At 58.2% G+C, this 21,238-nt stretch carries 18 protein-coding genes; 1 reads left to right on the top strand and 17 read right to left on the bottom strand.

Annotated features, from left to right (window positions below):
• Positions 1-111: 111 nt before the first annotated feature.
• The 17 genes from AC1D2Q_RS14280 to mtnA form a co-directional block, all read right to left on the bottom strand.
• Positions 112-1,113, bottom strand: coding sequence for an MraY family glycosyltransferase (locus tag AC1D2Q_RS14280; RefSeq protein ID WP_477813575.1), 1,002 nt, complete (start codon positions 1,111-1,113; stop codon positions 112-114).
• Positions 1,110-2,072, bottom strand: a complete 963-nt coding sequence (locus AC1D2Q_RS14275) for a UDP-glucose 4-epimerase family protein (RefSeq protein ID WP_477813574.1) — start codon at positions 2,070-2,072, stop codon at positions 1,110-1,112. The genes AC1D2Q_RS14280 and AC1D2Q_RS14275 overlap by 4 nt, the downstream gene beginning before the upstream one ends.
• Complete coding sequence (locus AC1D2Q_RS14270; RefSeq protein WP_305478659.1) at positions 2,069-2,992, bottom strand: glycosyltransferase; 924 nt, start codon at positions 2,990-2,992, stop codon at positions 2,069-2,071. Before AC1D2Q_RS14270 ends, AC1D2Q_RS14275 begins: the two co-directional genes overlap by 4 nt.
• Before the next feature lie 55 nt (positions 2,993-3,047).
• Positions 3,048-3,938 (bottom strand): glucose-1-phosphate thymidylyltransferase RfbA, encoded by an 891-nt coding sequence (rfbA, locus tag AC1D2Q_RS14265; RefSeq protein ID WP_477813573.1) that lies wholly within the window; start codon positions 3,936-3,938, stop codon positions 3,048-3,050.
• Positions 3,935-4,828 carry a dTDP-4-dehydrorhamnose reductase gene (rfbD, locus tag AC1D2Q_RS14260; RefSeq protein ID WP_477813572.1) on the bottom strand — a complete coding sequence of 298 codons (894 nt, stop codon included), beginning with the start codon at positions 4,826-4,828 and terminating at the stop codon, positions 3,935-3,937. The genes rfbA and rfbD overlap by 4 nt, the downstream gene beginning before the upstream one ends.
• Positions 4,825-5,901, bottom strand: a complete 1,077-nt coding sequence (rfbB, locus tag AC1D2Q_RS14255; RefSeq protein ID WP_305409808.1) for a dTDP-glucose 4,6-dehydratase — start codon at positions 5,899-5,901, stop codon at positions 4,825-4,827. The genes rfbD and rfbB overlap by 4 nt, the downstream gene beginning before the upstream one ends.
• 226 nt (positions 5,902-6,127) lie before the next feature.
• Entirely contained in the window at positions 6,128-6,367 is a 240-nt protein-coding gene (locus AC1D2Q_RS14250) for a LapA family protein (RefSeq protein WP_477813571.1), read from the bottom strand.
• A 27-nt stretch (positions 6,368-6,394) separates the two neighbouring features.
• Positions 6,395-6,691: an integration host factor subunit beta gene (gene ihfB / locus AC1D2Q_RS14245; RefSeq protein WP_003369729.1), complete on the bottom strand. Its 297-nt coding sequence runs from the start codon at positions 6,689-6,691 to the stop codon at positions 6,395-6,397.
• Between the two features lie 150 nt (positions 6,692-6,841).
• A complete protein-coding gene (locus tag AC1D2Q_RS14240; RefSeq protein ID WP_477813570.1) occupies positions 6,842-7,120 on the bottom strand; it encodes a hypothetical protein in 279 nt (92 codons plus the stop codon).
• 221 nt (positions 7,121-7,341) lie between these two features.
• Entirely contained in the window at positions 7,342-9,033 is a 1,692-nt protein-coding gene (gene rpsA / locus AC1D2Q_RS14235) for a 30S ribosomal protein S1 (RefSeq protein WP_018929851.1), read from the bottom strand.
• A 119-nt stretch (positions 9,034-9,152) separates the two neighbouring features.
• Positions 9,153-9,842, bottom strand: coding sequence for a (d)CMP kinase (gene cmk / locus AC1D2Q_RS14230; protein ID WP_007939921.1), 690 nt, complete (start codon positions 9,840-9,842; stop codon positions 9,153-9,155).
• Positions 9,839-12,046, bottom strand: coding sequence for a bifunctional prephenate dehydrogenase/3-phosphoshikimate 1-carboxyvinyltransferase (locus AC1D2Q_RS14225; RefSeq protein ID WP_477813683.1), 2,208 nt, complete (start codon positions 12,044-12,046; stop codon positions 9,839-9,841). Before AC1D2Q_RS14225 ends, cmk begins: the two co-directional genes overlap by 4 nt.
• A gap of 28 nt (positions 12,047-12,074) precedes the next feature.
• Positions 12,075-13,187, bottom strand: a complete 1,113-nt coding sequence (hisC, locus tag AC1D2Q_RS14220; RefSeq protein WP_230174513.1) for a histidinol-phosphate transaminase — start codon at positions 13,185-13,187, stop codon at positions 12,075-12,077.
• 12 nt (positions 13,188-13,199) lie between these two features.
• The gene (gene pheA / locus AC1D2Q_RS14215; RefSeq protein WP_007899727.1) at positions 13,200-14,294 is read right to left on the bottom strand and encodes a prephenate dehydratase; all 1,095 of its coding nucleotides are present in this window, start codon (positions 14,292-14,294) and stop codon (positions 13,200-13,202) included.
• Positions 14,294-15,379 (bottom strand): 3-phosphoserine/phosphohydroxythreonine transaminase, encoded by a 1,086-nt coding sequence (gene serC, locus AC1D2Q_RS14210; protein WP_477813569.1) that lies wholly within the window; start codon positions 15,377-15,379, stop codon positions 14,294-14,296. Before serC ends, pheA begins: the two co-directional genes overlap by 1 nt.
• 219 nt (positions 15,380-15,598) lie before the next feature.
• Positions 15,599-18,268, bottom strand: a complete 2,670-nt coding sequence (gene gyrA / locus AC1D2Q_RS14205; RefSeq protein ID WP_204124572.1) for a DNA gyrase subunit A — start codon at positions 18,266-18,268, stop codon at positions 15,599-15,601.
• A gap of 434 nt (positions 18,269-18,702) precedes the next feature.
• Positions 18,703-19,779: an S-methyl-5-thioribose-1-phosphate isomerase gene (mtnA, locus tag AC1D2Q_RS14200; protein ID WP_018929856.1), complete on the bottom strand. Its 1,077-nt coding sequence runs from the start codon at positions 19,777-19,779 to the stop codon at positions 18,703-18,705.
• Positions 19,780-19,887: 108 nt separating this feature from the next.
• On the opposite strand from mtnA, the gene AC1D2Q_RS14195 reads away from it, so the two are divergent.
• A complete protein-coding gene (locus tag AC1D2Q_RS14195; RefSeq protein WP_477813568.1) occupies positions 19,888-21,222 on the top strand; it encodes a TRZ/ATZ family hydrolase in 1,335 nt (444 codons plus the stop codon).
• Positions 21,223-21,238: the final 16 nt, after the last annotated feature.

The raw sequence follows: 21,238 nt of genomic DNA, 5'->3' as shown, positions 1-21,238 counted from the left end.
TCACCAACGGGCCGAGGGCGAGAGCCCTCCCCCTCTTCACTCGCGCCCAGCTGCCCTTGCTGAAGTAACAGACGAAGACACCACAATAAAGCACAGCATGCCGACTCGAACTTATGTCCTGCCCGCCTTTAATAAATAGGCAACAAAAATAAGCGGTAAATACGCCATGCAAATTCCCGCCACAACGTTCAAATAATCCTGACTAACCAAGATCGAAACAGGTAGCAAAAAAACAACATTAATGGCGACCACACTCACCGTCACTTTTTTATGCCCCCAACGACGCGCCGCTTTTTGATAGGCATGGCTGCTATGGGCTTGATAAACCTTATCTCCACCTATGAGGCGTCGAATTAGCGTCCATGTCGCGTCAACAATAAAAACCCCCAGCAGAATCAACCAGTTCCAGATCAATTCAGGCTTGCTCCAGGCTGACTGAAGCGCCATTGCACCGAGAATAATGCCAAGGAAACCGCTCCCCGCATCCCCCATGAAAATCCGGGCCGGCGGAAAATTCCAGCAAAGAAAACCCGCAACAGCCCACACCAGTATCAGGGGAGCCCAGATCAGCTCAATAATGCCGCCCATCCAATAGAGCAGACACATCCCTAGACATACGCTGATAGCCTCAACACTGGCCAAACCATCGATACCGTCCATGAAGTTGTAGAGATTGAGCAACCAGACCAGATAAATCGCACCAACGACACCACCGAACCATCCCGGCGTCAACGAAACACCCAATAGCTCAATGGGCGCTATCCCGCCGAACCAGAACAACACCCAAACCGCCGCAATAAAGTGCCCTAGCAAGCGCCATCTCGCGGCGATATGCCCATGGTCGTCGGCGAAGCCGATTACCGCAGTCAACATGCCCGCGCCCGACAGCGCCATCAGTGCCGGTAGCGACAACAAATCCAACAATGCGAGAACTGGAAGCGCGAGCAAAAAAGCAACAACGATTGATACGCCCCCACCGCGAGGAGTGGGAACCGAATGAGCGCTACGCTCGTTCGGAATATCCATCAGGCTTCGGGACAAGGCATACCGGCGCAAAAACCCGGTCAACCCACATGAAACGGCAAACACCAATACCAACAGCGTAAAAATCATCTTGCCTCTTTATCCCGGTAATGGTCAGCTGCCTGACGCAAGGCCCTTTCTGTACTGACAGGCGGATGCCATCCAAGCACCTCACGCGTGTGCTGGATATCCACCTGTAAAGAACTGCATAGCCGCTCGGCAACCCCCGACGCTCCGATCATCGAGGCAACAACGCTCAACAATCGCGCAGGCACAGGTAACAGTCTCGCGACCTTACCCAGTGCAAAGGCCATACGGCGCAGCAACTGACTAGTGGACAGATCCTCACCATCGCTGACCAAAAAAACCTGACCGGCGGCAGCAGGATTGTCGATACAGGTAACCACCAGGTCCGTGAGATTTCCGAGCGCAACCAGACTGCGCCGATTATCGATGGCCCCCAATGGCAAAGGCACGCCGCGATCCAGCCAACGCATCATGCTGAGGAAATTGGCTTTGACACCCGGCCCGTAAACGAGGGGCGGACGGATAACCACAACCTCCATCCCGGTTTCCTGGCTGATTTGCCACAACGCAACCTCCGCCTCATGCTTGGACACGCCATAAGGATCGACTGGCGCAGGTAAATCCGTCGCCTTGAACGGTACATTGCGTACCGTGCTTTCGCCATTCACCTTGATTGAGCTGATAAAAATAAAACGCTTCACTCCGGATTCTGCTGCACGCCTTGCAAGCCGAACGGTGCCCTCGACATTGGCCTTACGAAACTCCGCGAGGCTGTCCGCAGCCGCTTCATTCATGACATGCACTCTGGCCGCACAATGAACGACGACCCCCCCCTCCTCCAGCACTGGCATGCCTATCGGCAGATCCAGATCAAAGGGAACGACCCGGCATAAACCACTCAATCGAGAGCTTGCGCGAACTGCCGCGACGGGCGCGAACTTCTTGTCGAGCAACAATCTGAAGACCACGGCTTCACCGACAAACCCGGTCGCACCCGTTACTAAAACTTGCGGGCCTTTCATCTACTTTTACTTCCGATCAATGCCGCTGCCCAACAAATCAAAAAAAAGAACACTTTATCCCGTACCCGCCGACGACATTTCCAGGCACTAAAAGAGAGCCTCAATAGCTGCCCGCGCCCCAGACGTAGCCAGCCTCGAACGAAAGGATCAGCACTTTGCCCTACTTGACGCGCTATTAGTCGGACTTGGGAGAACCACCAACCATCATGAATAGTCTTGTAACGCGCAATTAATGGATTGATGCCGGTGTTAGCCCCAATCTGGTTTCGCTCGTGCTGACGATATTGCATGGACGGTTGCGGATCGATAAACCATTTGAAGCCATGGCTGCGCGCAAAGGCATAGCAATACCAATCGTGCAGACTGACACCTTGCAGCTCAGTCCAATTGGCTAACAGTGACGCCTTTAAAGCCCCCATTACCCTGCTACTCATCACATACGTGCAACCTGGCCCAGCTGCTTCAAACAGGAAGTCCCACGCAACCTGAGGCTGAGCCTTATCGAGCAACTGTGTCCTGCCGCTCGACCAAAAAGCGATGACATTGCTGGAGTAGGCATCTACATTCAGGGTATGAATCGTGCCGGTCGCGCGCTGAAGCTTATCCACGTGCCAGATATCATCCTGATCGGCAAAGGCGACAAAGTCATAGCCTTCAAAGTCGACATCGCGAATGAGGCGAAAGAAGTTACGGGAGGCACCGCCGAAACTACCGGCGGCCGGCAAAACTAAAACCTTGAGGTGATCAGCCGCATAAGCTGCACACCAGGCTTCGGTGCCATCAGTGGAAGGATCGATACTGATATAAACGGTTACGTCGACAGCTGACTGGTCGAGAATCGAGGCCAACTGCTCCTCGATCCACTGCATGCCATTGTAGGCAGCCAGCAAAACCGCAACCTTGGGATGTTTTACTGGCATGCCATTCCTGCCTGGACCGATTAAACGCGACTGCTCGAAAGGTTTATCCTTCGAATCAGTGGGAAGGCGAGTCCAGCAGTTTCTGCAGATATTGACCATAACCAGTCTTCTTCAGGGCATCAGCCTGAGTGCCCAGCTGCTCCGCACTAATCCAGCCATTGTGGTAAGCGATCTCTTCCAGGCAAGCCACTTTCAGTCCCTGACGCTGCTCGATGGTGTGCACGAAGTGACTGGCCTCCAGCAACGAATCATGAGTACCGGTATCCAGCCAGGCAAAACCGCGTCCGAGCATTTCGACATTGAGGGTCTTCTGCTCGAGGTACGCACGGTTAACGTCTGTAATTTCCAGCTCGCCACGTGCGGACGGCTTGATGTTCTTGGCGATCTCGACAACCTGGTTGTCGTAGAAGTACAGACCCGTCACTGCGTAACTGGATTTTGGCTTCAGTGGTTTCTCTTCGATGCTCAAGGCGCGGCCGGAAGCGTCGAACTCGACGACACCAAAACGCTCCGGATCCGATACGTGATAGCCGAATACGGTCGCGCCAACCTCTTGAGTGGTGGCGGAACGCAGGTTTTCCGAGAAGTGCTGACCGTAGAAGATGTTGTCGCCCAGGATCAGGCAGCAAGGATCCTTGCCGATGAACTCTTCGCCAATGATGAAGGCCTGTGCCAGACCGTCCGGGCTAGGTTGTTCGGCGTAGGTCAGCTTGATGCCGTACAGACTGCCGTCACCTAGCAACTTGCGGAAGCTCGGCAGGTCTTCAGGGGTAGAGATAATCAGGATCTCGCGCATACCGGCGAGCATCAGCACCGACAGCGGATAGAAGATCATCGGCTTGTCGTAGATCGGCAGCATCTGCTTGGACACGCCAAGGGTCAACGGGTGCAGACGAGTGCCCGAGCCGCCAGCGAGGATGATGCCTTTACGATTTGTCGTGTTCATTTATTCAGGACTTCCATCAGCATTCGGGTGACGCCACTTTGCCAATTCGGCAAGTGCAGAGAAAAATTGTCGCGCAGCTTCTGAGTGCTCAACCGGGAATTCAGAGGGCGGCGCGCCGGTGTTGGGTAGGCGGTTGTGTCTATCGGATTGATCGCTGTAACAGCGAGTTCTTCGCCATTGGCCTTGGCGAAACCGATCACATGACTGGCATAGCCGTGCCAGGACACTTCGCCAGCCGCCGCCAGGTGATACAGGCCCGCCAATTCAGGACGCTGCAGCACTTGCTGAATGGCCAACGCCGTCACATCGGCGATCAGGTCTGCACCCGTCGGGGCGCCAATCTGGTCGGCGATAACGCTCAAGGTTTCGCGATCCTTGGCCAGACGCAGCATGGTCTTGGCAAAGTTGTTGCCGCGAGCGCCATAGACCCAACTGGTACGGAAGATCAGGTGCTTGCAACCTGAGGCAATAATTGCCTGCTCACCAGCCAGTTTGCTGGCACCGTAATGATTCACCGGGGCGACGGCATCGGTCTCTTGCCATGGCGTCAGGCCTTCACCGCTGAACACGTAATCGGTCGAGTAGTGAATGAGCCAGGCCCCCAGAGATGCAGCTTCTTCAGCCATGACCTGACTCGCCTGACCGTTCACGCGGTCGGCCAGCTCAGCCTCGGATTCAGCTTTATCGACTGCGGTGTAGGCTGCTGCGTTGACGATGACGTCGGGTTTAACCTGACGGATCGCCGCGCGCAGTGCATTGAGGTCAGATAGGTCGCCGCTCAAACCATCGACCGGATGACGGTCCAGGGCGATCAGCTCGCCAAGAGGCGCAAGGGAGCGTTGCAGCTCCCAGCCGACCTGGCCGTTTTTTCCCAACAGGAGAATTTTCATGCTTTGTCCGAACGGTCCGTGTAGTTCTGGTCGATCCATTGCTGGTAGCTGCCGCTCTTCACATGAGCTACCCACTCAGTGTTGTTCAGGTACCACTCGACAGTCTTGCGGATACCGGTTTCAAAGGTTTCTTCCGGCGTCCAACCCAGCTCGCGCTGAATTTTGCTGGCGTCAATCGCGTAGCGCTGGTCGTGGCCCGGGCGATCCTGAACGTAGGTAATCAAGCTGGCGTGTGGACGATGAGCGGAGTCCGGACGCAGTTCGTCGAGCAGCGCACAAAGGGTATGCACCACTTCGATGTTTTGCTTCTCGTTATGGCCGCCGATGTTGTAGGTCTCGCCGATCACGCCTTCGGTTACGACTTTGTAGAGTGCGCGGGCGTGGTCTTCGACGTAGAGCCAGTCACGAACCTGGTTACCTTTGCCGTAGACCGGCAGCGGCTTGCCTTCCAGTGCATTGAGGATGATCAGCGGGATCAGCTTCTCGGGGAAGTGGCACGGACCGTAGTTGTTCGAGCAGTTGGTGACCAGGGTCGGCAGGCCGTAGGTACGGCTCCAGGCGCGAACCAGGTGATCGGAACTGGCCTTGCTGGCCGAGTACGGCGAGCTCGGCTGATACGGCGTGGTTTCGGTAAACAGGTCTTCCGGACCTTCGAGGTCTCCGTAGACTTCGTCGGTGGAGATATGGTGGAAGCGGAAGTTGGCTTTACGCGCATCGTCCAGTGCCGCCCAATAGTGGCGTGCAGCTTCCAGCAAGGTGTAAGTGCCGATGATGTTGGTCTGGATGAATTCAGACGGACCGGAGATCGAGCGGTCAACGTGGGACTCTGCGGCCAGGTGCATGATGGCATCCGGTTGGTGCTCACGCAGGACACGGTCCACTTGATCACGGTCGCAGATATCAACGCGCTCGAACACGTAACGCGAGCTTTGGCTGACTTCGGCCAATGACTCAAGGTTACCGGCATAAGTCAGCTTATCGACGTTAACGACAGAGTCGGCAGTGTTGGAGATGATATGACGAATGACTGCCGAGCCGATAAATCCGGCGCCGCCGGTTACTAGAATTTTCACGCGAAACCATACCCTTAAGTTACTGACAGGGCCGCCAACCGCGCACTGTCTAATCCATGAATACAAAAGCCATCAAGTTCGCCGAGGCTTCTGACAGAGTCAGTCTGAACCGATTAGGGAATGCCCTATCGACCAAGCGCAGCATTTTACAGCTTAATGAAGGTTTTACTAATGGATATGGACAAGCTGCGACGCAAATCCCACGCCTGCAACGGGTTTATCGCAATCAGACAAGGCGCTTGCGTGAGGCTCTGGACGTACGCCCCAGAAACCAGCCCAGAATGGGGCCAATCACCATGCCGACCAGCAGCGCAATTACCATGATCAGCGATACTGGCAACTGCGGGCCTGCCCAGCCCAGGAAAAGCAGCGACACACTCTGCTGGTTCTCAAGAACGAACGCCAGGATCGCCAGGACGAGCAGCAGGACAAATACAGCGAGAAGTACGCGCTTGACGTTACGCATCAGCGGTTCCTTGAAGTGCAGCAGCTGTCAAAGCCCCTCCTCCTCGTCCTCATTCACACGATCGCGCAGTTCTTTGCCTGGCTTGAAGTGAGGAACGAACTTGCCGTCGAGGCTGACGGACTGACCGGTTTTCGGATTGCGCCCTACGCGCGGTGCGCGATAGTGCAAGGAGAAGCTGCCAAAACCACGGATCTCGATGCGATCACCGGTGGCCAGACATTGGGACATTTGCTCAAGCATGGTCTTGATGGCCAGCTCCACATCCTTGGATGAGAGTAGCCCTTGATGGGTGACAATTCGTTCGATCAACTCCGACTTCGTCATATTTTTCCCTTCTTTTTCAAGCAGCTAGATCAGCGCTTCAAAGGTTTTAGCATGCCCGGAGGAATTTGAACAGCCCGAGTTCTTGACATCTCTTTCCCGGCCCTGAGATGCCCGATTTCAGAGCACCGGAACACTACTCAAACCCTGCATTCACCTACAGATAACCAGCATGGTCCGTGTCAGATAGCCCGCGGGATTGAAGCCGAAAGGGAATACATCTTCTTCCTTGGCATCATCGGACCTTACGATGACTTTATAACCTGCACCCTTGCACTCCTTGGCCGCTCGCTTGTGACACCTCTCCCATCCCGAGCCCAACCCCGAACAATCGACCTCTATGCCACTGACTCCGCGCACCGCGTGAGTCTTGGCGCTGGTGGTACAGCCCGCCAATGTCATTACTGCTATCACGACAATGAGCTTGTTCATTCACTTCCTTATGCCGGGCGCATTGCCCAGCGGTCGTTCACTTCAGACTAAGCCTAACCTTGAATAGACGATTGACCTGCATGAAGTTACAGACAACTTATGTAGATCGTTGGTTTCACGAAAGAAATAAAGCGGTGGCGTCAGCCCTCCCCGGGATTCACCAAATTGCAGACACAAAAAAGGGCGACCGAAGTCGCCCTTTTTCTATGGTCTGACAGAACTCAGTTCTGTTTTTCCATTTGTGCACGCAACAGGTCGCCCAGAGTGGTAGGACCAGCAGCGATGTCAGCAGCAGGCTTGTCTTTCAAGCTCTGGATTGCTTCTTTCTCTTCAGCATCATCTTTCGACTTGATGGAGAGCTGGATTACACGGCTCTTGCGGTCAACGCTGATGATCTTGGCTTCTACTTCCTGGCCTTCTTTCAGAACGTTGCGCGCGTCTTCAACGCGGTCACGGCTGATTTCGGAGGCTTTCAGAGTCGCTTCGATATCGTCGGCCAGAGTGATGATGGCGCCTTTGGCGTCAACTTCTTTCACGATGCCTTTAACGATGGCGCCTTTGTCGTTCTCTTGAACGTACTCGGAGAACGGATCGCTTTCCAGTTGCTTGATACCCAGGGAGATGCGCTCGCGCTCTGGGTCAACCGACAGGATAACGGTGTCCAGCTCGTCGCCTTTCTTGAAGCGGCGTACGGCTTCTTCGCCCACTTCGTTCCAGGAGATGTCGGACAGGTGAACCAGACCGTCGATGCCGCCGTCCAGACCAATGAAGATACCGAAATCGGTGATCGACTTGATGGTGCCGGAGATTTTATCGCCCTTGTTGAACTGGCCAGAGAAATCTTCCCATGGGTTAGATTTGCACTGCTTGATGCCGAGGGAGATACGACGACGCTCTTCGTCGATGTCCAGAACCATGACTTCCACTTCGTCGCCGACTTGTACGACTTTCGAAGGGTGGATGTTCTTGTTGGTCCAGTCCATTTCGGAAACGTGTACCAGACCTTCAACGCCTTCTTCCAGCTCAGCGAAGCAGCCGTAGTCGGTCAGGTTGGTTACACGAGCGGTAACGCGAGTGCTTTCTGGGTAACGGGCTTTGATAGCAACCCATGGATCTTCGCCCAGTTGCTTGAGGCCCAGGGAAACACGATTGCGTTCGCGATCGTACTTCAGAACCTTGACATCGATCTCGTCGCCAACGTTGACGATTTCGGAAGGATGCTTGATACGCTTCCAAGCCATGTCGGTAATGTGCAGCAGGCCATCGACGCCACCCAGATCGACGAATGCGCCGTAATCGGTGAGGTTCTTGACGATACCTTTGACTTGTTGGCCTTCCTGCAGGGATTCCAGCAGAGCTTCACGCTCGGCGGAGTTCTCGGCTTCGAGGACGCTGCGACGGGAAACGACAACGTTGTTGCGTTTCTGGTCGAGCTTGATGACCTTGAATTCCAGCTCTTTGCCTTCCAGGTGCGTGGTGTCGCGCACTGGACGGACGTCAACCAGAGAACCTGGCAGGAACGCACGGATGCCGTTAACGTCGACAGTGAAGCCGCCTTTAACCTTACCGTTGATAACGCCCTTGACCACTTCTTCGGCTGCGAAGGCTGCTTCCAGAACAATCCAGCATTCAGCGCGCTTGGCTTTTTCACGGGACAGCTTGGTTTCACCAAAGCCGTCTTCAACCGAGTCCAGAGCAACGTGAACTTCGTCACCGACGTTGATGTTCAGTTCGCCAGCGTCGTTGTAGAACTGCTCAAGCGGGATGAGTGCTTCAGACTTCAGGCCAGCGTGAACGGTTACCCAGCGAGCTTGGTAATCGATATCAACGATAACACCGGTGATGATGGAGCCTGCCTGAAGGTTCAGGGTTTTTAGGCTTTCTTCAAAGAGTTCCGCAAAGCTTTCGCTCATTTTAATTCCTGTTGATAAGGGCGAAGAATACGCCCATCTCCACATCCCAGACGATGTGGGTTAGTTTCATTTAAAAGAAGCTCCGCAGGACTATGACTGGTCCCCTGCGGCCCTCTTGGTCACCCGGCGATATCGCGAATGGCGATCTCGCTCATGATGCGTTCCAGCACCTGATCGATGGATAATTCCGTGGAATCCAGCTGTATGGCGTCAGCCGCCGGTTTGAGCGGGGCTACCGCTCGCTGGGTGTCACGCTCATCGCGCGCACGGATCTCATCTAGCAGACTCGACAGACTAACACCATCGACTTTGCCCTTCAACTGCAAGTAACGTCGGCGCGCACGCTCTTCGGCACTGGCAGTGAGGAAAATCTTCAAGGGCGCGTCGGGAAATACCACCGTACCCATGTCGCGACCATCGGCCACCAGACCCGGCGCCTCCTGAAAAGCCCGCTGCCGCTGCAGCAACGCCTCGCGAACCGCAGGCAACGCGGCGACCTGCGAGGCACCCGAGCCGACACTCTCGGTACGGATCACATCGCTGACTTCATCACCTTCCAGAATAATGCGCTGCAACTGACCGTCGGTCGCCGCGATGAACTGCACATCCAGATGCGCGGCGAGCTTCTTGAGCAATTCCTCATTGGTCAGGTCGACGCCATGGTTATGCGCAGCGAAAGCCAGCAATCGATAAAGTGCACCGGAATCCAGCAGGTTCCAACCCAGGCGCTTGGCCAGAATCCCGGCGACAGTACCTTTGCCAGAGCCGCTTGGCCCATCGATAGTGATGACCGGTGCGATGCTGATCACGACTGAGCCTCTTGTGCAACACGGATACCGACCTGCGCGCACAGCGCGAGGAAGCTCGGGAACGAGGTCGCGACGTTGGCGCAATCATGGATGCGGATCGGCGCAGTGGCGCGCAGTGAAGCCACGCTGAAGGCCATGGCAATCCGGTGATCGCCGTGACCGTGCACTTCGCCGCCGCCGATCTGGCCGCCGTCGATGATGAGGCCGTCCGGAGTGGGCTCGCACTTGACGCCCAGCGCCAGCAGACCGTCCGCCATGACCTGGATCCGGTCCGATTCCTTCACGCGCAGCTCTTCGGCACCACGCAGCACAGTGCGACCTTCGGCACATGCAGCCGCCACGAACAGCACCGGGAACTCGTCGATAGCCAGCGGAACCAGCGCTTCGGGAATCTCGATACCTTTGAGTTTAGCTGCCCGCACGCGCAGGTCGGCTACCGGCTCGCCACCGACTTCACGCTGGTTTTCCAGAGTGATGTCAGCGCCCATCAGACGCAGGATGTCGATTACGCCGGTACGTGTCGGGTTGATGCCGACGTGCTCGAGCACCAGCTCCGAACCTTCGGCGATCGACGCCGCCACCAGGAAGAACGCCGACGACGAGATATCGCCCGGCACTTCAATGTGGGTCGCGGTCAACTTGTGGCCGGACTCGACCGAGGCGGTCGCTCCGTTAACCGTTACCGGGTAGCCGAAGCCGCGCAACATGCGCTCGGTGTGGTCGCGAGTCGGTGCCGGCTCGGTGACCGTGGTCTTGCCTTCGGCATACAGACCCGCCAGCAGCAGGCAGGATTTAACCTGGGCACTGGCCATCGGCATGGTGTAAGTCAGGCCCTTGAGCTTGTTGCCGCCACGAATGGTCATCGGTGGACGACCGTCAGCGGCGGTCTCGATCACAGCGCCCATTTCACGCAGCGGATTGGCCACGCGATTCATCGGACGCTTGGACAACGAAGCGTCGCCGGTCAGGGTGCTGTCGAAGTTCTGCGCAGCCAACAGGCCAGACAGCAGACGCATCGAAGTGCCGGAGTTACCCAGATAGATCGGGCCCGGCGCAGGCTTCAGGCCATGCAGGCCGACGCCGTGAATGGTCACACGACCGTGGTGCGGACCTTCAATGACGACGCCCATGTCGCGGAAAGCTTGCAGGGTCGCCAGGGCGTCTTCGCCCTCGAGGAAACCTTCCACTTCGGTGACGCCTTCGGCCAGGGAACCGAGCATGATCGAGCGGTGGGAAATCGATTTGTCGCCCGGTACACGAATCCGCCCAGTCAGGCGGCCACCAGGTTGTGCCAGGAAAATCAGATCGTTGGAATTCATAGCGTCCACATAGGCCCGGCGGGCCAGGATTTTACTGAAATGCTCGCGGGCAACCCGGGCGCGAGTGAACACGCCCAACAATTGGTGCCCATCCCCTGCATCGACCGCGTCGCGCAAGGCGTCGAGGTCGCTGCGAAATGTATCGAGTGTGCGCAGGACAGCTTCGCGGTTGGCGAGGAAGATGTCGTGCCACATGACCGGGTCGCTACCGGCGATTCTTGTGAAATCGCGGAAACCGCCCGCAGCGTAACGGAAGATCTCAAGATTTTCATTGCGTTTGGCCAACGAATCGACCAAACCGAACGCCAGCAAGTGCGGCAAATGGCTGGTCGCCGCCAACACTTCGTCATGACGCTCGACTTGCATGTGCTCGACGTCGGCGCCCAATTCGCGCCACAACCGGTCGACCACCGCCAGCGCGGCCGGATCGGTCTGATCCAGCGGCGTCAGAATCACTTTATGGCGACGGAACAGGTCGGCATTGGAGGCTTCCACCCCACTCTGCTCGGAACCGGCAATCGGATGCCCCGGCACGAAACGCGCCGGCATGCCGCCAAACGCTTCGGTCGCCGCGCGCACCACATTGCCCTTGGCACTGCCGACGTCAGTCAGAATCGCCTGCCCCAGGTCCATGCCCGCCAACAGCGCGAGCAGCTTTTCCATGGCCAGGATCGGCACCGCCAACTGAATCACGTCCGCACCCCGGCAAGCCGCCACCAGGTCTTCTTCGCAGCGGTCCACCACACCCAACTCGACCGCCAGTTTGCGCGACTGTGGATCGAGATCAACCCCGACCACTTCGCGGCACAGACCGCTTTCACGCAGGCCTTTGGCAAACGAACCGCCGATCAACCCCAGACCGACCACCACCAGGCGACCGATCATAGGTTCAGCAGATTGCAGTGCAGTGACATCAACCACGAGCCATAACCTTGGTCAGCGCCTCGAGAAAGCGGCTGTTTTCCGCTGGCAAACCGATGGTGATGCGCAGGTGATTCGGCATGCCGTAGTTGGCCACCGGACGCACGATCACGCCTTCACGCAACAACCCCTGGAACACCGGGGCAGCAACGCGACCCAGATCGACACAGATGAAGTTGCCTTTGGATGGAATCCAGCTCAGCCCCAACTCACGGAAACCTGCCTCAAGCTGCTGCATGCCGGATTGGTTCAGGCGACGGCTTTCAGCCAGGTACTCGACGTCTTGCAGCGCGGCACAAGCGGCGGCCAGCGCGAGGCTGTTGACGTTGAACGGCTGACGCACGCGATTGAGCACATCGGCGACGATGGCCGAGGACAAACCGTAGCCGACCCGCAGCGACGCCAGGCCATAGGCCTTGGAGAAGGTGCGCGAGACCAGCAGGTTCGGATAGGCCGCCAGATAATCCAAGCCATCCGGCAAGTCGCTGCCTTCGGCGTATTCGATGTAGGCCTCGTCCAGCACCACCAGCACATGGGCCGGTACGTCCTGCAGGAATTCATCCAGCGCCTCGGCGTCGAACCAGGTCCCGGTCGGGTTGTTCGGGTTGGCGATGAACACCACGCGGGTATCGGCATCGATCGCGGCCAGCATCGCCGGCAGATCATGACCCCAGTCTTTGGCCGGGATCACTTTTGCCTGGGCGCCAACGGCCTGGGTCACGATCGGATACACCGCAAACGCATGCTCACTGAACACCGCATTCAGGCCCGGTGCCAGATAGGCACGCGCCACCAGCTCCAGAATATCGTTGGAGCCGTTGCCCAGCGTCACTTGGTTCAGCTCGACGCGACACTGATCGGCCAACAGGGTCTTGAGCGCAAAACCATTGCCGTCCGGATAACGGGTCAGCTCGGCCAGCGCTTCGCGAATCGCCGCCAGCGCCTTGGGACTGGCACCCAGCGGGTTTTCGTTGCTCGCCAGTTTGACGATGCTGGCCGGATCGAGGTTCAGCTCACGGGCCAGTTCGTCCACAGGCTTGCCCGGAACGTAAGGCGAAAGTTGTTGCACGCCCGGCTGTGCCAGAGCGAGGAAGTTGCCACTCATTTGCTACCGCCCTTAGAGAACTGCTTTCGGGTAGGAACCCAGCACTTTGAGTGCCACTGCTTCCTGACTGATCTTTTCCAGCACACCCTTGACCAGCGGGTCGCGGTGATGGCCGACGAAGTCGATGAAGAACACGTAGGTCCATTTACCGCTGCGCGACGGACGGGTCTCGATCCGTGTCAGATCGATGCCATTGTCGTGGAACGGCACCAGCAACTCGTGGAGAGCGCCGGGTTTGTTGCTCATGGAAACGATAATCGAGGTCTTGTCGTCACCGGTCGGCGGCACTTCCTGGCTGCCGATCATCAGGAATCGCGTGGAGTTGTCCGGGCGATCCTCGATTTTCTCGGCCAGACGGGTCAACCCGTACAAGCCGGCAGCCATGTCGCCGGCAATCGCCGCCGAGTTCCACTCACCCTTGACCCGCTTGGCCGCTTCGGCGTTGCTGGACACCGCCACGCGCTCGACATTCGGGTAATGGGCGTCCAGCCACTTGCGGCACTGGGCCAGGGACTGGGCGTGGGAATAGATGCGGCTGATGCTGTCGGTCTTGGTGTTTTCGCCAACCAATAGGTGATGGTGAATACGCAGCTCGACTTCGCCACAGATCACCATGTCGTGTTCGAGGAAGCTGTCGAGGGTGTGGTTGACCGCGCCTTCGGTGGAGTTTTCCACCGGGACCACGCCAAAGTTCACCGCACCGGCCGCCACTTCACGGAACACTTCGTCGATCGCCGCCATTGGCTTGCTGATCACCGCGTGACCGAAGTGCTTCATGGCCGCAGCCTGAGTGAAGGTACCTTCAGGGCCGAGGTAAGCCACTTTCAGCGGCTGTTCGAGGGCCAGGCACGAGGACATGATTTCGCGGAACAACCGCGCCATCTCTTCGTTACCCAGCGGCCCCTGGTTACGCTCCATCACGCGCTTGAGCACCTGAGCTTCACGCTCAGGACGATAGAACACCGGCACTTCGCCTTCGGCCAGCGAGGCCATCTTTACTCGCGCAACTTCCTGGGCGCAGCGTGCGCGCTCACTGATCAGCTCCAGGACCTTTTCGTCCAGAGCGTCAATGCGCAGGCGCAGTGCCTTGAGTTCTTGCTCAGACATTAGCCGTGTTCCTTCTCGAACTCTGCCATGTACGAGACCAGTGCGTTGACCGCAACGATATCGACGGCGTTATAGATGGAGGCACGCATGCCGCCCACGGAACGGTGACCTTTGAGGTTCAACAGGCCACGCTCGTCGGCACCGGCCAGGAACGGCTTGTCGAGACGATCGTCGGCCAGACGGAACGGCACGTTCATCCACGAGCGGTCCGACTTGTTGATCGGGTTGCTGTACAAGCCGCTGGCGTCGATGAAGTCGTACAGCGTGCGCTGCTTCACTTCATTGAGCTTGCCGATGGCTTCGACACCGCCCTGCTCTTTCAGCCACTCGAACACCAGACCGGACAAGTACCAGGCCAGGGTTGGCGGCGTGTTGTACATCGAGCCGTTGTCGGCCGCGACCTTGTAGTTGAGCATGGTCGGGCAGATGGAACGGGCGTGACCCAACAGGTCTTCGCGAACGATGTTGACGACGATGCCGCTCGGGCCGATGTTTTTCTGGGCGCCGGCGTAGATCATGCCGAAACGCGAGACATCCACCGGGCGCGAAAGAATGTCCGAGGACATGTCGGCGACCAGCGGCACATCACCGGTTTCCGGGATCCACTGGAATTCCATACCGCCAATGGTTTCGTTCGGCGCGTAGTGAACATAGGCCGCGTCCTTGGACAGGTTCCATTCGTTCTGACCGGGAATAGCGAAATAGTCGTAAGGCTTGGCGGTCGCGGCAACATTGACGTGGCCATAGCGCGAGGCCTCCTCGATTGCTTTCTGCGACCAGATACCGGTGTCGATATAGTCGGCGGTGCGACCTTCCGGCAACAGGTTCAGCGGAATCTGGGCAAATTGCTGGCTCGCGCCACCTTGCAGAAACAGCACTTTATAGTTCGAGGGGATATTCAGCAGATCACGCAGATCCTGCTCGGCCTTGGTGGCAATGGACACGAACTCATCGCTGCGATGGCTCATTTCCATGACCGACAGGCCCTTGCCGTGCCAATCAAGGAGTTCAGCCTGGGCGCGCTTCAGGACAGCTTCGGGAAGCGCCGCAGGACCGGCACAGAAGTTATAGGCTCTCTTGCTCACATCCAATCTCGCTCTGATTTGGTGGTATCACGCAGTAAATCTGTAGGAGCTGTCGAGCAGAGCGAGACTGCGATCTTTTAGTGCTGAACGAAAACAAGAGCCAGATCAAGAGATCGCAGCCTCGCTTCGCTCGACAGCTCCTACATAAAAAACAATTCCACAGCTCCCTGAGGACAAACAACAAGGGGGCGAATCTTCATCCGCCCCCTGCTTGCCCGCTTACTCCTGCGGCTCTTCGTCGGCGGCGGCGTCGAGTTGCTGGTCGTCGGCAACATCGTCGATCACGACCTCACCCTCGAACACTGCATCCTCTTCACCTGCAAGCCCTTCGCCTTCCAGTTCTTCGCCTTCGACTTCCGACGGCTCCTGAACCCGCTCCAGGCCCACCAGCGTTTCATCGTTGGCCAGCTTGATCAGGGTCACACCCTGGGTGTTACGGCCCAGGCTGGACACTTCGTCGACGCGGGTACGAACCAACGTACCCTGGTCGGAAATCAGCATGATTTCCTCGCCGTCGAGCACCTGAACGGCGCCGACCAGACGGCCGTTACGCTCGTTGCTGACCATGGCGATAACGCCCTGACCGCCACGCTTGTACTCAGGGAACTCGGTGATCGCGGTGCGCTTGCCGAAACCACGCGCCGAAGCGGTGAGGATCTGGCTGCCTTCTTCCGGGATCAACATGGAAATCAGCTTCTGACCTTCCGGCAAACGCATGCCGCGGACGCCTCGAGCGGTACGGCCCATGGCGCGAACGTCGGTTTCCTTGAAGCGAGTCACCTTGCCGCCGTCGGAGAACAGCATGACTTCGCGATCGCCATCGGTAATGGCCGCAGAGATCAGTACGTCGCCTTCATCCAGCTCCAGCGCGATCAGACCGACGCTGCGTTGACGGCTGAAGGATTCCAGCGGGGTCTTCTTCACGGTGCCTTTGGCAGTGGCCATGAAGATGAAGTGACCTTCGGTGTATTCCTCGACCGGCAGCATGGTGGTGATGTATTCATCACTGTCCAGCGGCAGCAGGTTGACCAGCGGGCGACCACGGGCCGCGCGGGAGGCTTCCGGGATTTCGTAGGTTTTCAGCCAGTACACTTTACCTTTGCTGGAGAACAGCAGCAGCGTGGTGTGGCTGTTGGCGACCAGCAGGTGAGCGATGTAGTCCTCATCCTTCACGCCGGTAGCCGATTTACCTTTACCGCCACGACGCTGAGCCTGGTACGCAGCCAAAGGCTGGGTCTTGGCGTAGCCACCGTGGGAAATGGTCACGACGCGCTCTTCTTCCGGGATCATGTCACCCAGGGTCAGGTCGAGACGGGCATCGAGAATCTCGGTGCGACGCACGTCGCCGTACTCGGCGCGGATCACTTCCAGCTCTTCGCGGATCACTTCCATCAGGCGCGTGGCGCTATTGAGGATGCGGATCAGCTCGCCGATCTGGTTGAGGATCTCTTGATACTCGGCCAGCAGCTTTTCGTGTTCCAGACCGGTCAGACGGTGCAGACGCAGCTCCAGAATGGCTTGTGCCTGCTCTGGCGACAGGAAGTACTTGCCGTCGCGTAGACCGTATTGTGGATCGAGGTTTTCCGGACGGCACGAATCGGCACCGGCACGTTCAACCATTGCAACCACCGCGGAGGACTCCCACGGCGTGCTGATCAGCGCTTCCTTGGCTTCCGACGGGGTCGGCGAAGCCTTGATCAGGGCGATGACCGGGTCGATATTCGACAGGGCAACCGCTTGACCTTCCAGGATGTGGCCACGTTCACGCGCTTTACGCAGCTCGAACACGGTACGACGGGTCACGACTTCGCGACGGTGACGAACGAAGGCTTCCAGCAGATCCTTGAGGTTGAGGATCCGCGGACGGCCGTCGATCAGCGCGACGATGTTGATGCCGAACACACTTTGCAGCTGAGTCTGGGCGTAGAGGTTATTGAGGATTACCTCAGGCACTTCGCCGCGACGCAGCTCGATCACGACGCGCATACCGTCCTTGTCGGACTCGTCGCGCAGCTCGGTGATGCCTTCGAGCTTCTTCTCTTTGACCAGCTCGGCGATCTTCTCGATCAGACGGGCCTTGTTCAGCTGGTAAGGGAGTTCGGTGATGACGATCTGCTGACGACCACCAACCTTGTCGATGTCTTCGATGATCGAGCGGGCACGCATGTAAATGCGCCCGCGACCGGTGCGGTAGGCTTCAATGATGCCGGCGCGACCGTTGATGATCGCGGCGGTCGGGAAGTCCGGACCGGGGATGTATTGCATCAGCTCATCGACAGTCAGCTCCGGATTGTCGATGAGTGCCAGGCAACCGTCGATGACTTCACCGAGGTTGTGCGGCGGAATGTTGGTCGCCATGCCCACGGCGATACCGCTGGAGCCGTTGACCAGCAGGTTGGGGATCTTGGTCGGCATGACCGCGGGGATCATTTCGGTGCCGTCGTAGTTCGGCACCCAGTCCACGGTTTCTTTATGCAGGTCGGCCAGCAGCTCGTGCGCCAGCTTGGTCATGCGCACTTCGGTGTATCGCATGGCCGCGGCGTTGTCGCCGTCCACCGAACCGAAGTTGCCCTGACCGTCCACCAGCAGGTAACGCAGCGAGAATGGCTGCGCCATCCGAACGATGGTGTCGTACACCGCGGTATCACCGTGCGGGTGATACTTACCGATCACGTCACCGACAACACGGGCAGATTTCTTGTACGGCTTGTTGAAGTCGTTGCCCAGCTCGCTCATCGCGAACAGCACACGCCGGTGCACGGGCTTCAAGCCATCGCGCGCATCGGGCAGTGCCCGCCCGACAATTACGCTCATCGCGTAGTCGAGGTAGGACTGCTTCAGCTCGTCTTCGATATTGACCGGTAGGATTTCTTTGGCCAGTTCGCCCATGAGAAGCCTGATTCCTTTTTCTGGTGAAACTTCGTCACATCCATATGGGACGAACGAAGCTCGCCGATGCAGACTGAGTGCCATGCACCGACTTACGACAAATCAACGAGTTATGCCATGGATCTGCGCAGTAAAGGCAGCCACATCAGGCTACCCTGGAAACCGCCGGATGTTATCACAAGAGCCGCCACGCACCTATCCCCCAGATGCGCATGGAGCATAGTTAGTTGACCGGTGACAGGCTTGAAGGGGACGAGAGGGGCTTAGAGGTGTGATCAACCGGCATTCAACCGTATTTTTCACTTGTAAACACTGACCTGTAGGTGCTGCCGAAGGCTGCGATCTTTTCGGGACCGTTACCGACTTATGCCGGGAAGATCAAAAGATCGCAGCCTTCGGCAGCTCCTACAGGGATTTCGTGCAGCCTGAATGATTTAATGCAGTCGCTTGCGGCACATCAATTGGGCCATTTTCGCGGTGTCCGGGCGCTCGACGATACCCTTTTCAGTGACGATCGCATCGATCAGGTCGGCCGGAGTCACGTCGAACACCGGGTTGAACGCTTCCACATCTGCCCCCACCCGCTTGCCGCCAACTTCCAGCAACTCGCGGCCATCTCGCTCTTCGATAGGAATCTCGTCGCCACTGGCCAGGTTCATGTCGATGGTCGAACTCGGCGCCACCACCATGAAGCGCACGCCGTGGTGCATGGCGTTGACCGCCAACTGGTAGGTGCCGATCTTGTTCGCCACATCGCCATTGGCGGTAATCCGGTCGGCGCCGACGATCACCCAGGTCACACCCTTGGTTTTCATGATGTGCGCGGCAGCGGAATCGACATTGAGGGTCACCGGAATACCTTCATTGGCCAATTCCCACGCGGTCAATCGCGAACCTTGCAGCCATGGCCGGGTTTCGTCGGCGTAGACACGCTCGACCATGCCTTCGATGAACGCCCCGCGAATCACCCCCAGCGCCGTGCCGAAACCACCGGTGGCCAGTGCACCGGTATTGCAATGCGTGAGGATCGCCTGGGCGTTGCCCTGATGCTTGCGGATCAGATCGACACCCAACTGAGCCATGGTCAGGTTGGCTTCGCGATCACTTTCGTGGATGGCGATGGCTTCGGCTTCCAGCACCGACAGCGGATCAGCGTGCTCCCTCAGGCGCTCAAGCCGCTCACGCATCCGGCCCAAGGCCCAGAACAGATTGACCGCGGTCGGACGGGAGTCGGCCAGCAGCGCGAAATCCTCTTCCAGCGCCGCTTGCCAGTCGCCACCTTCGGCAAAACGGGTACGGGCCGCCAGCACCACGCCATAGGCCGCACTGATGCCAATGGCCGGCGCACCGCGCACCACCATCGAGCGAATGGCTTCGGCCACACCCGCAGCGCTGGTGTAGGCGATCCAGGTTTCCTCGAACGGCAAAATACGCTGATCCAGCAGGTACAGTGCGCCATCACGCCAATCGATGGCCTTCACCTTCTCAGCAGCCAACAGTCGATCGCGCATCCCACACCCCGCACTCATGAACAAAAGCCGCCGATTATAGCGATCCCCCCGCGAAGACGCTCGGGTATACTTCGCCATCCTTTACAAAAGCACTGGAACCGACTCTCGATGCCGACCCCCACCGCTGCGCTCGACCTATTATTGCTGCCGACCTGGCTGGTACCCGTCGAACCGGCTGGCGTGGTCCTTAAAGAGCATGCCCTGGGTATCCGCGACGGTCGTATCGTGTTTATCGGCCCACGCGCAGCCGCCTTGAAGCTTAACGCAACCGAAGTGCGCGAATTGCCGGGCATGCTGCTCAGCCCCGGCCTGATCAATGCCCACGGGCATGCAGCAATGACGCTGTTCCGCGGCCTGGCCGACGATCTGCCGCTGATGACCTGGCTGGAAAACCACATCTGGCCGGCCGAAGCCAAATGGGTCGACGAGGCTTTCGTACGCGACGGCACGGACCTGGCCATCGCCGAGCAGATCAAAGGTGGCATCACCTGCTTCTCTGACATGTATTTCTTCCCGAAGGTCGCCAGCGAACGCGTACATAACAGCGGAATTCGCGCCCAGATCGCCATTCCGATCCTCGATTTCCCGATTCCAGGCGCCAGCACGGCGGATGAAGCCATTCGTCAGGGCGTCGAATTATTCGGCGATCTCAAGCATCACGAACGGATCAAAGTCACCTTCGGTCCCCATGCCCCGTACACCGTGGGCGACGAAAACCTGGAAAAAATCCGGGTGATCGCCGAAGAGCTGGACGCCTCGATTCACATGCACGTCCACGAAACAGCCTTCGAAGTGCAGCAGTCGGTGGAGCAGCGCGGCGAACGCCCGCTGGCCCGCCTCGCCCGCCTGGGCCTGCTCGGGCCGCGCTTCCAGGCCGTTCACATGACCCAGATCAGCGATGAAGACCTGGCGCTGCTGGTAGAAAGTAACACCAATGTGATTCATTGCCCGGAGTCGAACCTGAAGCTGGCCAGTGGCTTCTGTCCGGTCGAGCGTTTGTGGCAGGCCGGGGTGAATGTAGCGGTCGGCACCGATGGCGCGGCCAGCAATAATGACCTGGACCTGCTCGGCGAGACCCGCACCGCCGCATTGCTGGCCAAGGCTGTCGCCGGCTCGGCCACTGCGCTGGACGCCCATCGCGCCCTGCGCATGGCCACGCTCAACGGCGCCCGCGCGCTGGGAATCGAAGCGCAAACCGGTTCGCTTGAAGTCGGCAAGGCGGCAGACATCGTCGCGTTCGACCTGTCGGGCCTGGCTCAGCAACCGGTCTACGACCCGGTTTCGCAACTGATCTATGCCACTGGCCGCGACTGCGTGAAACACCTTTGGGTCGCCGGCAAGCAACTGCTCGATGACCGCCGCCTGACCCGCCTGGATGAAGCGCAACTGTGCGCCACCGCCAAGGCCTGGGGCAGGCGCATCAGCGGCCACACCGAATCGTAAGCACCCTGGACCAAAA

The sequence above is a fragment of the Pseudomonas sp. P1_A1 genome, assembly GCF_056406935.1.
This window is presented reverse-complemented; position numbering and strand designations above follow the sequence as displayed.

What these genes read in the sequence shown, in the direction of transcription:
- rpsA (WP_018929851.1), bottom strand. Translation starts at nt 9,033, where the DNA reads ATGAGCGAAAGCTTTGCGGAACTCTTTGAAGAAAGCCTAAAAACCCTG.
- rfbA (WP_477813573.1), bottom strand. Translation starts at nt 3,938, where the DNA reads ATGAACACGACAAATCGTAAAGGCATCATCCTCGCTGGCGGCTCGGGC.
- AC1D2Q_RS14275 (WP_477813574.1), bottom strand. Translation starts at nt 2,072, where the DNA reads ATGAAAGGCCCGCAAGTTTTAGTAACGGGTGCGACCGGGTTTGTCGGT.
- AC1D2Q_RS14195 (WP_477813568.1), top strand. Translation starts at nt 19,888, where the DNA reads ATGCCGACCCCCACCGCTGCGCTCGACCTATTATTGCTGCCGACCTGG.
- AC1D2Q_RS14270 (WP_305478659.1), bottom strand. Translation starts at nt 2,992, where the DNA reads ATGCCAGTAAAACATCCCAAGGTTGCGGTTTTGCTGGCTGCCTACAAT.
- AC1D2Q_RS14240 (WP_477813570.1), bottom strand. Translation starts at nt 7,120, where the DNA reads ATGAACAAGCTCATTGTCGTGATAGCAGTAATGACATTGGCGGGCTGT.
- AC1D2Q_RS14250 (WP_477813571.1), bottom strand. Translation starts at nt 6,367, where the DNA reads ATGCGTAACGTCAAGCGCGTACTTCTCGCTGTATTTGTCCTGCTGCTC.
- gyrA (WP_204124572.1), bottom strand. Translation starts at nt 18,268, where the DNA reads ATGGGCGAACTGGCCAAAGAAATCCTACCGGTCAATATCGAAGACGAG.
- pheA (WP_007899727.1), bottom strand. Translation starts at nt 14,294, where the DNA reads ATGTCTGAGCAAGAACTCAAGGCACTGCGCCTGCGCATTGACGCTCTG.
- mtnA (WP_018929856.1), bottom strand. Translation starts at nt 19,779, where the DNA reads ATGCGCGATCGACTGTTGGCTGCTGAGAAGGTGAAGGCCATCGATTGG.
- ihfB (WP_003369729.1), bottom strand. Translation starts at nt 6,691, where the DNA reads ATGACGAAGTCGGAGTTGATCGAACGAATTGTCACCCATCAAGGGCTA.
- hisC (WP_230174513.1), bottom strand. Translation starts at nt 13,187, where the DNA reads ATGAGTGGCAACTTCCTCGCTCTGGCACAGCCGGGCGTGCAACAACTT.
- rfbD (WP_477813572.1), bottom strand. Translation starts at nt 4,828, where the DNA reads ATGAAAATTCTCCTGTTGGGAAAAAACGGCCAGGTCGGCTGGGAGCTG.
- AC1D2Q_RS14225 (WP_477813683.1), bottom strand. Translation starts at nt 12,046, where the DNA reads ATGATCGGTCGCCTGGTGGTGGTCGGTCTGGGGTTGATCGGCGGTTCG.
- AC1D2Q_RS14280 (WP_477813575.1), bottom strand. Translation starts at nt 1,113, where the DNA reads ATGATTTTTACGCTGTTGGTATTGGTGTTTGCCGTTTCATGTGGGTTG.